Genomic DNA, 13,681 nt, shown 5'->3' with positions numbered 1-13,681 from the left:
GCCGCTGTCAATAGCGGTTTATGCCGAAGGCCGCGAAGCGGGCCGCGGCGCCGAGCCGAATCACCCGCAGCCGCGAGGGGACCACAATCTTGACCGATTCGAACCAGCCGACGCCGCTGCAGGCGCGCAAGAGCGGCGCCCTGCGCGGCACCGCACGCGTCCCGGGCGACAAGTCGATCTCGCACCGGGCGCTGATTCTCGGAGCGCTGGCGATCGGCGAGACCCGAATCTCCGGCTTGCTCGAGGGCGAAGACGTTCTCAACACCGCCAAGGCGATGCGCGCACTCGGCGCCAAGGTGGAGCGGACCGGCGACTGCGAATGGCGCGTTCACGGCGTCGGCGTGGCCGGTTTCGCGGCTCCGGAAATCCCGCTCGATTTCGGCAATTCCGGCACCGGCTGCCGGCTGGCGATGGGCGCGGTGGCGGGATCGCCGATCGTGGCGACTTTCGATGGCGATGCGTCGCTGCGCAGCCGGCCGATGCGGCGGATCGTCGATCCCTTGGAGCTGATGGGCGCCAAAGTGGTGTCGAGCAGCGAAGGCGGCCGGCTGCCGCTGACCCTGCAGGGCGCCCGCGATCCACTGCCGATCCTCTACCGTACCCCGGTGCCATCGGCGCAGATCAAATCCGCCGTGCTGCTCGCCGGCCTGTCGGCACCCGGCATCACCACGGTAATCGAGGCCGAGGCCAGCCGCGACCACACCGAGCTGATGCTGCAGCATTTCGGCGCCACGGTCGTCACCGAACCGGAAGGCGCCCACGGCCGTAAGATTTCGTTAACCGGCCAGCCGGAATTGCGCGGCGCCCCGGTGGTGGTGCCGGCAGATCCGTCGTCGGCGGCCTTCCCGATGGTGGCGGCGCTGGTGGTGCCGGGCTCCGATATCGAGCTGACCGACGTGATGACCAACCCGCTCCGGACCGGACTGATCGCGACGCTGCGCGAAATGGGCGCCTCGATCGAAGAAAGCGACGTCAGAGGCGATGCCGGCGAGCCGATGGCCAGCTTCCGGGTGCGCGGATCGAAGCTGAAGGGCGTCGAGGTGCCGCCGGAACGGGCGCCGTCGATGATCGACGAGTATCTGGTGCTGGCAGTGGCCGCGGCGTTCGCCGAAGGCACCACGGTGATGCGCGGCCTGCACGAATTGCGGGTCAAGGAAAGTGACCGGCTGGAAGCGACTGCGGCGATGCTGCGGGTCAACGGCGTCGTGGTCGAGATCGACGGTGACGATCTGATCGTCGAGGGCAAGGGCCAGGTGCCCGGCGGCGGCGTGGTCGCTACCCACATGGATCATCGCATCGCGATGTCGGCCTTGGTGATGGGACTGGCGGCCGACCGGCCGGTGGCGGTCGACGACACCGGATTCATCGCCACCAGCTTCCCGGACTTCGTCCCGATGATGCGGCGGCTGGGCGCAGAGTTCGGCTGAACCTCAGGCGGCTTCGACCGGAGGAATGCCGACCAGCCGGTCGGCTTCCTGCTGTGCGGCGGTCAGCGCCGCCTGCAGCCGCTCCGCGATCTCTGCGGTTTGCGAGCCGGTCTCGACGGTGATCGGCTCGCCGAACCGGATCGCGACCTTCGCAAAAAGTCCCGGCAGCATCAGCCGGTCCCAGCTCCGTAACAGCTTGTGGCGCGACAGGCTGACCGACACCGGCAGGATCGGCAGACCGGTCAGCCGCGCCATATCGAGAACGCCCTCACTGTTGATACGCATGCGGGGGCCGCGCGGGCCATCGGGCGTGACGAACAGGCTGTGGCCGGACTTTCCAAGCCGCATCATTTCGCGCGCCGCCCGCATGCCGCCGCGCGAGGACGAGCCGACCGCGGTCTGAATCCCGAACGCGGCCCCGACCCTGGAGATGATCTTGCCGTCGCGATGCCCGCTGATCAGCGCGACCAGCGGCTTGCTCTTGGTCTGCAGCATCGGCGCCATGATCAGCCGCCCGTGCCACATCGCCAGGATGTAAGGCTCGGGGATCGGAGCGGCTTGCCGGTCGTATCGGCCGGTCCACATCACGAACTTGAAATAGATCTTGGAAAAATTGACGCCGAGCGACAGGACCGCATCAGATCGCGTAATGCGTTTGACGAAAGCGGGCGTGGCCATCCAGGAAGGGTCCGGGCAGAGATTGATGCTGAATCGCCAAGAAGGCTGGCTTTGGCGGATCGCGGGTTTATACCCAGTCGTTGGCGGCTGCAAACCGCCCCCTGACCCCGCCGCGACGACCGGTTGCCGTCGCCGGCGTAGCAAGCACCTGGAATGCGACAGAGAATGATTATTGCGATCGACGGACCGGCTGCGTCCGGAAAGGGCACACTCGCCAAGCGGCTTGCCGCGCATTACGGCTTTCGTCACCTCGATACCGGTTTGATCTACCGCGCGGTCGCCAAGGCCATGCTGGACGCAGGCGCCGACCTCACCGACGAGGTCCGCGCCGCCGAGGTCGCGCGCACGCTCGACCCGACGGGATTCGACGATCCGGCGCTCAAGAGCCACACCGTGGGTGAGGCTGCGTCGGTGGTGTCGGCGCATCCGCAGGTCCGCGCCGCCCTGGTCGAGTTCCAGCAGATTTTCGCCGCCACCCTGCCGGGCGCCGTACTGGATGGTCGCGACATCGGCACGGTGATCTGTCCGGATGCCGAGGTGAAGATCTTCGTGGTCGCCGCCCCCGAGATCCGCGCGCACCGTCGCTTCCTGGAGGCGCAGTCCCGCGGCGAACCGGCGGACGAGGCTGCAATCCTGGCCGACATCATCAAGCGCGACGAGCGCGACAGGAACCGCTCGGCGGCGCCGCTCAAGCAAGCACCGGATGCAGTCTTGCTCGATAATTCCTATTTGGATATAGAAGGCGGCGTCCGGGCCGCCATCGATATTGTCGAGGCCGTTCGAGCGGGCCGGCGTCGGGTCTAATCGACCAAACCGACGCCGTCATTGGAGGTTCGCCCGCTCCGCCGCCACCGCCGCGATGGCCGGATGAAGACCGCGAGATCCGTATCGGATTCGTCGCGCCTTTCGCCGCCGGACGTTCTGCTGGAATGCCCCAATCTGCGATCCGCCTCACCGCGGATCAACGTCTCGACCGTGCAGGCATGCTGCCGGCCCGCTCCGCACCGATGTGCAGGGCGGTCGTCAAGTTCGCGGACCCCTGACACTGTGCGCGCGAGACGGCCCTCAACCGAACTGCCGGCGACATCCGCATCTGGAGAACAAATGGCTTCGACTGACACTTACAACCCGACCCGCGACGATTTTGCCGCGATGCTCGACGAATCCTTCGCCGGCGGTAACCTGCAGGAAAGCTCGGTTATCAAGGGCAAGGTGGTCGCGATCGAGAAGGACATGGCCGTCATCGACGTCGGCCTGAAGACCGAAGGCCGCGTGCCGCTGCGCGAATTCGCCGGTCCCGGCCGCGACAACGAGATCAAGGTCGGCGATACCGTCGAGGTGTTCCTCGACCGGATCGAGAATGCCCTCGGCGAAGCCGTGCTGTCGCGCGACAAGGCGCGCCGCGAAGAGAGCTGGGGCAAGCTCGAGAAGGCGTTCAACGCCAACGAAAAGGTGTTCGGCGTCATCTTCAACCAGGTCAAGGGTGGCTTCACGGTCGACCTCGACGGCGCCGTGGCGTTCCTGCCGCGCAGCCAAGTCGACATCCGTCCGATCCGCGACGTGGCGCCGCTGATGAACAACTCGCAGCCGTTCCAGATCCTCAAGATGGATCGTCGCCGCGGCAACATCGTGGTGTCGCGCCGCACGGTTCTCGAAGAGACCCGCGCCGAGCAGCGCCAGGAGCTGGTGCAGAACCTCGAAGAGGGTCAGGTGATCGACGGCGTGGTCAAGAACATCACCGATTACGGTGCGTTCGTCGACCTCGGCGGCATCGACGGCCTGCTGCACGTCACCGATATCGCCTGGCGCCGGGTCAATCACCCGACCGAGGTGCTGACCATCGGCCAGACCGTCAAGGTCAAGATCATCAAGATCAACCACGAGACCCACCGCATCTCGCTCGGCATGAAGCAGCTGCTGGACGATCCGTGGCAGGGCATCGAGGCCAAGTATCCGCTGAACGCGCGCTTCACCGGCCGCGTCACCAACATCACCGACTACGGTGCGTTCGTCGAGCTCGAGCCGGGCATCGAAGGCCTGATCCACGTCTCCGAGATGTCGTGGACCAAGAAGAACATGCACCCCGGCAAGATCGTTTCGACCTCTCAGGAAGTCGAAGTGCAGGTGCTCGAAGTCGATTCGGTCAAGCGCCGCATCTCGCTCGGTCTCAAGCAGACCATGCGCAATCCGTGGGAAGTGTTCGTCGAGAAGCATCCGGTCGGTTCGACCGTCGAGGGCGAGGTCAAGAACAAGACCGAGTTCGGTCTGTTCCTGGGTCTCGACGGCGACGTCGACGGCATGGTCCACCTGTCGGATCTCGACTGGAAGCTGCCGGGCGAGCAGGTGATCGACAACTTCAAGAAGGGCGACATGGTCAAGGCCGTGGTGCTCGACGTGGACGTCGAAAAGGAGCGCATCTCGCTCGGCGTCAAGCAGCTCGAAGGCGACCCCTTCGCCGAGCCGGGCGACGTCAAGAAGGGTGCGGTCGTGACCTGCGAAGTGCTCGACGTGAAGGAATCGGGCATCGACGTGCAGATCTCCGGCACCGACTTCACCACCTTCATCAAGCGCTCGGAGCTGGCGCGCGACCGCAACGACCAGCGCAGCGATCGCTTCGCGGTCGGTGAAAAGGTCGACGCCCGCGTCATCCAGTTCGACAAGAAGGCCCGCAAGGTCCAGGTGTCGATCAAGGCGCTGGAAGTGGCCGAGGAGAAGGAAGCTATCGCGCAGTACGGCTCGTCCGATTCGGGCGCGACGCTGGGCGACATTCTCGGTACCGCGCTCAAGCAGCGCGACAAGTAAGCCTCGAGCTTAGCTTCACGACATCAAGGGCTCCGGCATTGCCGGGGCCCTTTTTAGTGGCGTGACATCTGACGCGCGGCGACAACGCCATGCGGTCGCGGCCCCGCGCACGGGGCGCGAAACGAACCATGTTTTCTTCATATTGGATTGCAATTGATGTATTTCGCTCACGGGACGTCAACGATCTCGTCTGACAACCGAAACGATAGCCGCCGACCGGAGAACCGCTGATGTCGCTGGATGCCGATGTGATCGTCGATCGCCGCCGGATGCGCAGGAAGCTGACGTTCTGGCGCGTGGCGGCCGTCCTGGTCGCGATCGTCGCCGTGCTGGCGGTCGGCGCGATGGTATCTCCAGCCGGCCGCACCGCGCTCACGACGACCGGCTCGATCGCGCGCATCAAGATCGAGGGCCTGATCCGCAGCAATGACGAGCGTGTCCAAGCGCTCGACCGGCTCGGCAAGTCTTCCTATGCGGCCGTGATCGTGCACATCAATTCGCCCGGCGGCACCACCGCGGGCTCCGAAGAATTGCACGACGCGCTGGTCCGGCTGAAGGCAAAGAAGCCGATGGTGGTGGTGGTCGAAGGGCTCGCGGCTTCCGGCGGCTACATCGCCGCCCTCGCCTCGGAGCACATCGTCGCGCAGCAGACCTCGCTGGTCGGTTCGATCGGCGTGCTGTTCCAGTATCCCAACGTCTCGGAACTGCTGAAGACCGTCGGCGTCAAGGTCGAGGAAGTGAAATCGTCACCGCTGAAGGCCGCCCCGAACGGCTTCGAGCCGACCAGCCCGGAGGCGCGCGCCGCTATCGAGGCATTGGTGAAGGATTCTTACGCCTGGTTCCGCGGCGTGGTGCAGCAGAGCCGCAAGATGACCGATGATCAGCTCAACGTCGTGGCCGACGGCCGGGTGTTCACCGGCCGCCAGGCCGTCGGGCTGAAACTGATCGACCAGCTCGGCGACGAGAAGACCGCAATCGCCTGGCTGGAGAAGGCGAAGAACGTCAAATCCGGTCTGCCGGTGCGCGACTACAAGCTGGCACCGCAGTTCGGCGACCTCACCTTCCTGCGCGCCGCGGCGTCAGTCGCTTTCGACGCTGCGGGCCTTGGCGCGATCGCGCGTCGCCTCGAACAGAGCGGCGCGATGCAATCGGTCGAGCGGCTCGGCCTCGACGGCATGCTGGCGTTGTGGGCGCCCTCCGCCGGTCAGTGATTGTGCCCGCCGGGCGTGCAGTCGCGTACGGTATCGGAGCCCTGAAAGCGGGCTCGATGATGTCGATTTGGCGCCTGTCCCGGGAGCGGCTGATCGATTTAGCGTCTTGACAGTTCACAGCATTTTCACGGAAATGGCGGTCCGCACGCACGGACCACATCCTCGATGATCAAATCCGAACTCGTTCAGCGTATCGCCGAGCACAACCCGCACCTGTATCAGCGGGACGTCGAGAATATCGTCAACGCGATCCTCGACGAGATCGTCGAAGCATTGGCGCGCGGGGACCGGGTCGAGCTTCGCGGCTTTGGCGCCTTCTCGGTGAAGCATCGGCCGGCGCGAGCCGGGCGCAATCCGCGCACCGGGGCCCATGTGCCGGTCGAGCAGAAGACCGTGCCATTTTTCAAGACCGGCAAGGAAATGCGTGAGCGGCTGAACCGCGACAGCGGCGACGCAGCCCCGACCACCGACACCGCGTAGCGCGACGCCCATTGCCGGGCAAGGCGAGCGAATGACATGCAGAAATTCCTGACGGCCCTGGTGCTGATCCCGCTCGGTCTGATCCTCGTGGTATTCGCGGTCGCCAACCGCCATCTGGTCGACGTCTCGTTCGACCCGCTCGATCCCACCAGCCCGCTCGGCCATATCCGGCTGCCGCTGTTCGTGGTGATCATCGCCGTCGCGATCATCGGCGTGATCGTCGGCGGTATCGCGACCTGGTTTGGGCAGCGGCGCTGGCGTCGCGCCGCCCGCCGGCACCAGGCCGAAGCGATCGAGGCCCAGGCGCAGCTCGCCAGCCTGCGCGCCAGCATCGCGACGCCGGCGCAGAGCGAGCCCCGCCGGCTGCTGCTCGAGAGCGGTTCCACCAGCGCCGGGCGCGACAAGTCCCGCGCCGCGTTGTAAGACTGCGCATTCTCTGCGGCGCGGTGGCGCGCCGGCAACCCAGACTCAGCGCAAAGCCATGTCCACAATTGTCAAAATCTGCGGTCTGACGACCGCCGACACGCTGGAAGCAGCGGTCGAAGCCGGCGCCGACATGGTCGGCTTCGTGTTCTTTCCTGCTTCCCCTCGCCATCTCGACATCGACTTCGCCGATGCGCTCGGCCGTCAAGTCCGCAGCCGCGCCGCCAAGGTCGCGCTCGCCGTCGATGCCGACGACGACCTGCTCGACGCCATCGTCGAGCAGCTTCGGCCGAACTGGCTGCAATTCCACGGCAGCGAGAGCCCGGAGCGGGTGCGTTCGATCAAGCGGATCTATGGCCTGCCGGTGATGAAGGCGATTGCGGTGGCGAGCCCCGAAGATCTTTCGGTGCTGCCGGACTACGCGGGGGTAGCGGACCGCATCCTGTTCGACGCGCGGCCGCCGAAGGACGCCACCCGCCCCGGCGGGCTCGGCACCGCGTTCGACTGGAAGCTGCTCGATGGCGTCGATCTCAAACTTCCCTTCCTGGTCTCCGGTGGGATCAACGCCGACAATGTCGCCGAAGCGCTGCGGGTGACGCGGGCGCAGGGCGTCGACGTCTCGTCGGGGGTTGAAACCTCACCCGGTGAGAAGGACCCGGACCTGATCCGCGACTTCATCCGCGCCGCCCGCGCGGCCTAACCGAAGAGCTCACATGAACCAAGCTTTGCCGAATTCCTTCCGGTCCGGCCCCGACGAGCGCGGGCACTTCGGCATCTATGGCGGCCGCTTCGTCGCCGAGACGCTGATGCCGCTGATCCTCGACCTGGAAAAGGCCTATGCGGAAGCCAAGGTCGACCCGGCGTTCCGCGCCGAGATGGACGGCCATCTCAAGCACTATGTCGGACGTCCCTCGGCGCTGTATTTCGCCGAGCGGCTGACCGAGCATTTCGGCGGCGCCAAGATCTACTTCAAGCGGGAAGACCTCAACCACACCGGCGCCCACAAGGTGAACAACGTGCTCGGCCAGATCATGCTGGCCAAGCGGATGGGCAAGCCGCGGGTGATCGCCGAGACCGGCGCCGGCATGCACGGCGTCGCCACCGCGACGATGTGCGCCAAGTTCGGTCTCCAATGCGTGGTGTTCATGGGCGCGGTCGACGTCGAACGCCAGCAGCCCAACGTGCTGCGGATGAAGGCGCTCGGCGCCGAAGTCCGCCCGGTCACCTCCGGCGCCAACACGCTGAAGGACGCGATGAACGAGGCGCTGCGTGACTGGGTCACCAACGTCCACGACACCTTCTACTGCATCGGCACCGTGGCGGGCCCGCACCCCTATCCGATGATGGTGCGCGACTTTCAGGCGGTGATCGGTCAGGAAGTTCGCGAGCAGATCATGCAGGCCGAAGGGCGCCTGCCCGACTCCCTGGTCGCCTGCATCGGCGGCGGCTCCAACGCGATGGGCCTGTTCCATCCGTTCCTCGACGATCCGGGCGTGGCGATCTACGGCGTCGAAGCCGCCGGCCACGGGCTCGACAAGCTGCACGCGGCCTCGATTGCCGGCGGCAAGCCCGGCGTGCTGCACGGCAATCGCACCTATCTGCTGATGGATGCGGACGGCCAGATCGAGGAAGCGCATTCGATCTCCGCCGGCCTCGACTATCCGGGCGTCGGGCCGGAGCACTCCTGGTTGCATGACGTCGGACGCGTCAATTTCCTGTCCGCCACCGACACCGAAGCGCTCGACGCGTTCAAGCTGTGCTGCCGGCTCGAAGGCATCATCCCGGCGCTGGAGCCGAGCCACGCGCTCGCCAAGGTCGCCGACCTCGCGCCGAAGCTGCCGAAGGATCACCTGATGGTCGTCAACATGTCCGGCCGCGGCGACAAGGATCTCGCCTCGGTCGCCGAACATCTCGGGGGCAAGTTCTGATGACCACCCGCATCGACACACGCTTCACCGAGCTGAAGCAGCAGGGCCGTCCCGCGCTCGTTACCTTCGTGATGGCGGGCGATCCCGATCTCGACACCTCGCTGCAGATCCTCAAAGCGCTGCCGGCCGCAGGCGCCGACGTGATCGAAGTCGGCATGCCGTTCACCGATCCGATGGCGGACGGTCCGGCGATCCAGGCCGCCGGCCTGCGCGCCCTGAAGGCCGGCACCACGCTGAAGAAGACGTTGGGGTTGGTCCGCGACTTCCGCGCCACCGACAACGCCACGCCGATCGTACTGATGGGGTACTACAACCCGATCTACATCTACGGCGTCGATGCCTTCCTGGCCGACGCCAAGCAGGCCGGTGTCGACGGCCTGATCATCGTCGATCTGCCGCCCGAAGAGGACGAAGAGCTGTGCCTGCCGGCGATGAAGGCCGGGCTCAATTTCATCCGCCTCGCCACCCCGACCACCGACGAAAAGCGGTTGCCGGCGGTGCTCGCCAATACTTCGGGCTTCGTCTATTACGTCTCGATCACCGGCATCACCGGATCGGCCGCGGCGGACGCCTCGGCGGTTGGTGCCGCGGTGCAGCGGATCAAACGTCACACCAACCTGCCGGTCTGCGTCGGCTTCGGCATCCGCACGCCGGATGCGGCGCAGGCGATCGCCGCGCAGGCGAACGGCGCGGTGGTGGGCTCGGCTCTGATCGATGCGCTCAAGGCCAGCCTCGACTCCGAGGGCCGCGCCACCAGGGCCACGGTCGGCGCGGTGGCGGATCTGGTCGCCTCGCTGGCGGCCGGCGTTCGCGGTGCGAAACAGGCTGCGGAATAGCAGCAATCGAACCAGGACGATGGTCTGGACGGGGCCGTGCCCCGCCGCCATATCCTGACAATGCCATGAACCCAGGCGGCGCCTCGTCGGGCGACGCGCGGAGCACGTCATGAACTGGTTGACCAACGTCGTCCGTCCGAAGATCCGCAACATGCTGCGGCGCGAGACTCCGGAGAACCTCTGGATCAAATGTCCGGATACCGGGCAGCTCGTGTTCTACAAGGACGTCGAGCAGAACCAGTTCGTCATCCCCGGCTCCAACTATCACATGCGGATGGGCGCGCTGGCACGCCTGAAGTCGATCTTCGACAACGAGACCTGGTACGACGTCGCGCTGCCCGAAGTGGTGGCCGACCCGCTGAAATTCCGCGACGAACGTAAATACGCCGACCGCATCAAGGACGCCCGCACCAAGACCGGCGCCCATGACGCGGTCCGCGTCGGCTTCGGCAAGCTCGAAACGTCGCCGGTCGTGGTCGCGGTGCAGGACTTCGACTTCATGGGCGGCTCGCTCGGCATGGCGGCCGGCGAAGCGATCATCCGCGGCATGGAGCTCGCGGTCGAAAAGCACGCGCCCTTCATCATGTTCGCGGCCTCCGGCGGCGCCCGGATGCAGGAAGGCATCCTGTCGCTGATGCAGATGCCCCGCACCACGGTCGCGGTGCAGATGCTGCGCGAAGCCAAGCTGCCCTACATCGTGGTCTTGACCAATCCGACCACCGGTGGCGTCACCGCGTCCTACGCGATGCTTGGCGACATCCACATCGCCGAACCGGGCGCGCTGATCGGCTTCGCCGGCGCCCGTGTGATCGAACAGACCATCCGCGAGAAGCTGCCCGACGGCTTCCAGCGCGCCGAGTATCTCAAGGACCACGGCATGGTCGACATGGTGGTGCATCGCCACGACCTGCGCCCGACGCTGGCGCGGCTGTGCCGGCTGCTGACCAAGTCGCCGGCGCTGACCGTCACCACCGCGGTCGAGACACCGGCCGAAGCCGTCGCCCAGGCCGAGCCGGAGGCCGAAGCCCCCGAACAGAAGACCGCGGCTCCGGCGCCGACCGAGCCGCCGGCCCAGCCGGCCCCGCCGCAGGCGTGAGCGAAGGCACCGCGCCGCCGGCCTCGCTCGGCGAACTACGCGCGCGCCTGGCGCGGCTGCATCCGATCGCGATCGACCTCACGCTCGGGCGGATCGAGCGGCTACTCGCCGCCCTCGGCCATCCTGAGCGCAAGCTCCCGCCGGTGATCCATGTCGCCGGCACCAACGGCAAGGGCTCGACCGTCGCGTTCCTGCGCGCGATTCTGGAAGCCGCAGGACTGAAGGTCCACGCCTACACCTCGCCGCATCTGGTCCGTGTCAACGAGACCATCCGGATCGCCGGCCGGCTGGTCGGTGACGACGAATTGCTGGCGGCGCTGGCGCATTGCGAACGCGTCAACGCCGGCGTGCCGATCACGCTGTTCGAAATCGAGACCGCCGCCGCGCTGTGGCTGTTCGCGCAGCATCCCGCCGACGTCACGCTGCTCGAAGTCGGCCTCGGCGGCCGGCTCGACGCCACCAACGTGATCGAGCAACCGCTCGCTTGCGTGCTGACGCCGATCGGCATCGACCACACCGAGTTCCTGGGCCCGACCATCGCCGACATCGCGGCCGAAAAGGCAGGCATCCTGCGCCGCGGGGCGCCGGTGATCGTCGCCGAGCAGCGCGACGAGGCGATGGAGGTGATCGAGCGCGAAGCCAAGCGGCTGCGTGCGCCGCTGTTCGCCTGCGGCCAGCAATGGCACGTCCAGCTCGAACATGGCCGGCTGGCCTATCAGGACGAACGCGGCCTGCTCGACCTCGACGCGCCGAAATTGTTCGGCCGGCATCAGATCGACAATGCGGGCCTCGCGATCGCGACGCTGCGCGCACAATCGCACTTCACGATTCCGCAGAACGCCTATCAGGCCGGACTACAGGCGGCAGAGTGGCCGGCACGGATGCAGCGGATCACTTCGGGCAGGCTGCTCGACGATGCACCGGCCGGCTGCGAGCTGTGGCTCGACGGCGGTCACAATGCCGACGGCGGACGCGTCGCCGCCGCCGCGCTCGGCGACCTCGAAGAGCGCGTGTCGCGGCCGCTGGTGCTGATCGCCGGGATGATGGCCAACAAGGACGCCGCCGCGTTCCTCGCCAACTTCACCGGGCTGACGCGTCACCTGATCGTGGTGCCGATCCCGAACCGCGATGGCGCGATGCCGCCGGAGCGCCTCGCCGACGCCGGCCGCGCGCTCGGCCTGCGCGTCGAGCTTGTCGACGACGTCCCGGCGGCGCTGCGACGGATCGCATCGCTGGCCTACGAACTGCCGCCGCGTATCCTGATCACCGGGTCCTTGTATCTCGCCGGCCACGTGCTGGGCCTCAACGGCACACCGCCGAACTGATCGTTCGGCTCACGCCAGCAGCTTGATCGGATCGACCTGCTTCTGCTCGAGCTGATCCATCGTGCATTGCCGCGGCGCCTTGTCGGGGCGCCAGCGCAGCAGGCTGGTGCCGTGGCGAAACCGTTCGCCGCTGAAATGATCGTAGCAGATTTCGACCACCAGCTTCGGGGCAAGCGGCTGCCACTCCGCCGATCGCGCCGTCGACCACCGGCTCGGACCGCCCGGCGCATTGCCGGTGAAGCCTTCACCGGGCAACTCTTCGAGCTTGTCGGTCAGCGCCGGTTTCTCGGCACGTTTCAGCGCCGAGGTGAAGCCGACGTGATGCAGCAGGCCGGCTTTATCGTAGAGCCCGAGCAGCAGTGAGCCGACCACCTTACGGCCGCCGAGCGGCGCGCTGCCGTAGCGGAAGCCGCCGACCACGCAATCGGCGCTGCGGAATTTCTTGATCTTCTGCATGCCGTCGCGATTGCCGGACTGGTAAGCGAGATCGCGGCGCTTGGCGATCACGCCGTCGGAGCCGCCACCGGCCTGCGCCAGCCAGTTCGCGGCCTGCTTGTCGCTGGTGGTGACCGGCGACAGCCGGAACGTCGGATGGCCCTTGAACTGCGCCTCGGCGAAAGCTTCGAGCGCCTCGCGCCGCTCCCCCAGCGGCGCAGCCGCGAGCCGGTCGTCGCGCGGGCCGGCGAGCAGATCGAACACGATCAGCATCGCCGGCGTTTCGGTGGCCAGCTTCTTCACGCGGCTGGCCGCAGGGTGAATCCGCTGCAACAGGTCGTCGAACGAGAATGTCCGCTCCTGCGGCACGACGATCTCACCGTCGAGTACGAAGCGCTCGGCCTTCAGCTTCAGCGCCGCTGCAACAAGTTCGGGGAAGTAGCGGGTGAGGTCTTCACCCGACTTCGACCACAGCGCGACATCATCGCCGTTCCGCACCAGCAGACAACGGAAGCCGTCCCATTTCGGCTCGTACTGCCACTCCGATCCGGTCGGGATCGCATCGACCGACCGCGCCTCCATCGGCTCGATCGGCGCGGCGGATTTGGTCTTCGACGACTTGGCTCTTGCCGCCACGCAGGACACCCTAAACGCAAAACGGCCGGCGGATTGCCGGCCGTCTCAGAACGTTCATGGAGCGTCGGAGTTCAGACCGCGGCCGAGATCCACTGCTGCAGCTTGGCCTTCGGCGCGGCGCCGACCTGGCGCGAGGCCATTTCGCCGCCCTTGAAGATCATCAGGGTCGGGATCGACATCACGCCATACTTCGAGGCGGTGACCGGGCTCTCGTCGACGTTGAGCTTCACGATCTTGACCTTGTCGCCCATCGCCCCGGCGATTTCGTCGAGCGCCGGCGCGATCATGCGGCAGGGGCCGCACCACTCGGCCCAGAAGTCCACCACCACAGGCCCCTGGGCGTTGAGAACCTCGTTTTCGAAATCGGCGTCTGACACCTTACCAACGGCCATGGGATACCTCGT

General features: G+C 66.6%; 14 protein-coding genes. 11 read left to right on the top strand and 3 right to left on the bottom strand.

The window, feature by feature from the left end; all coding sequences use genetic code 11:
* The first annotated feature begins 89 nt into the window (after nt 1-89).
* Nucleotides 90-1,427, top strand: coding sequence for a 3-phosphoshikimate 1-carboxyvinyltransferase (aroA, locus tag DWA33_RS03055; RefSeq protein WP_114356825.1), 1,338 nt, complete (start codon nt 90-92; stop codon nt 1,425-1,427).
* A gap of 3 nt (nt 1,428-1,430) precedes the next feature.
* Here aroA and DWA33_RS03050 read toward each other — a convergent pair whose 3' ends face one another.
* The gene (locus DWA33_RS03050) at nt 1,431-2,105 is read right to left on the bottom strand and encodes a lysophospholipid acyltransferase family protein (protein WP_114356629.1); all 675 of its coding nucleotides are present in this window, start codon (nt 2,103-2,105) and stop codon (nt 1,431-1,433) included.
* A 165-nt stretch (nt 2,106-2,270) separates the two neighbouring features.
* On the opposite strand from DWA33_RS03050, the gene cmk reads away from it, so the two are divergent.
* The 10 genes from cmk to DWA33_RS03000 all read left to right on the top strand — a co-directional run bounded on the left by cmk (nt 2,271) and on the right by DWA33_RS03000 (nt 12,206).
* The gene (gene cmk, locus DWA33_RS03045; protein ID WP_114356628.1) at nt 2,271-2,909 is read left to right on the top strand and encodes a (d)CMP kinase; all 639 of its coding nucleotides are present in this window, start codon (nt 2,271-2,273) and stop codon (nt 2,907-2,909) included.
* A gap of 300 nt (nt 2,910-3,209) precedes the next feature.
* On the top strand, nt 3,210-4,907 hold the full coding sequence (gene rpsA / locus DWA33_RS03040) for a 30S ribosomal protein S1 (protein WP_114356627.1): 1,698 nt from the start codon (nt 3,210-3,212) through the stop codon (nt 4,905-4,907).
* Nucleotides 4,908-5,137: 230 nt separating this feature from the next.
* A complete protein-coding gene (gene sppA, locus DWA33_RS03035; protein WP_114356626.1) occupies nt 5,138-6,118 on the top strand; it encodes a signal peptide peptidase SppA in 981 nt (326 codons plus the stop codon).
* 165 nt (nt 6,119-6,283) lie between these two features.
* Nucleotides 6,284-6,598, top strand: coding sequence for an integration host factor subunit beta (locus DWA33_RS03030; protein ID WP_114356625.1), 315 nt, complete (start codon nt 6,284-6,286; stop codon nt 6,596-6,598).
* 36 nt (nt 6,599-6,634) lie between these two features.
* Complete coding sequence (locus DWA33_RS03025; RefSeq protein ID WP_114356624.1) at nt 6,635-7,021, top strand: lipopolysaccharide assembly protein LapA domain-containing protein; 387 nt, start codon at nt 6,635-6,637, stop codon at nt 7,019-7,021.
* A gap of 58 nt (nt 7,022-7,079) precedes the next feature.
* Nucleotides 7,080-7,721, top strand: a complete 642-nt coding sequence (locus DWA33_RS03020) for a phosphoribosylanthranilate isomerase (protein WP_114356623.1) — start codon at nt 7,080-7,082, stop codon at nt 7,719-7,721.
* A 13-nt stretch (nt 7,722-7,734) separates the two neighbouring features.
* The gene (gene trpB / locus DWA33_RS03015; protein ID WP_114356622.1) at nt 7,735-8,949 is read left to right on the top strand and encodes a tryptophan synthase subunit beta; all 1,215 of its coding nucleotides are present in this window, start codon (nt 7,735-7,737) and stop codon (nt 8,947-8,949) included.
* Nucleotides 8,949-9,785 (top strand): tryptophan synthase subunit alpha, encoded by an 837-nt coding sequence (trpA, locus tag DWA33_RS03010; protein WP_114356621.1) that lies wholly within the window; start codon nt 8,949-8,951, stop codon nt 9,783-9,785. The genes trpB and trpA overlap by 1 nt, the downstream gene beginning before the upstream one ends.
* A gap of 109 nt (nt 9,786-9,894) precedes the next feature.
* Complete coding sequence (gene accD, locus DWA33_RS03005) at nt 9,895-10,881, top strand: acetyl-CoA carboxylase, carboxyltransferase subunit beta (protein WP_114356620.1); 987 nt, start codon at nt 9,895-9,897, stop codon at nt 10,879-10,881.
* A complete protein-coding gene (locus DWA33_RS03000) occupies nt 10,878-12,206 on the top strand; it encodes a bifunctional folylpolyglutamate synthase/dihydrofolate synthase (RefSeq protein WP_114356619.1) in 1,329 nt (442 codons plus the stop codon). The genes accD and DWA33_RS03000 overlap by 4 nt, the downstream gene beginning before the upstream one ends.
* A 9-nt stretch (nt 12,207-12,215) precedes the next feature.
* On the opposite strand, the gene DWA33_RS02995 is transcribed toward DWA33_RS03000, so the two are convergent.
* A complete protein-coding gene (locus DWA33_RS02995) occupies nt 12,216-13,277 on the bottom strand; it encodes an ATP-dependent DNA ligase (protein WP_283808597.1) in 1,062 nt (353 codons plus the stop codon).
* Between the two features lie 71 nt (nt 13,278-13,348).
* The gene (gene trxA / locus DWA33_RS02990; RefSeq protein ID WP_011155644.1) at nt 13,349-13,669 is read right to left on the bottom strand and encodes a thioredoxin; all 321 of its coding nucleotides are present in this window, start codon (nt 13,667-13,669) and stop codon (nt 13,349-13,351) included.
* Nucleotides 13,670-13,681 lie beyond the last annotated feature (12 nt).

The organism is Rhodopseudomonas pentothenatexigens, from assembly GCF_900218015.1.
Classification (GTDB): domain Bacteria; phylum Pseudomonadota; class Alphaproteobacteria; order Rhizobiales; family Xanthobacteraceae; genus Rhodopseudomonas; species Rhodopseudomonas pentothenatexigens.
Note: the sequence above shows the minus strand (reverse complement) of the source record. Positions and strands in the feature narration are given on the sequence as shown.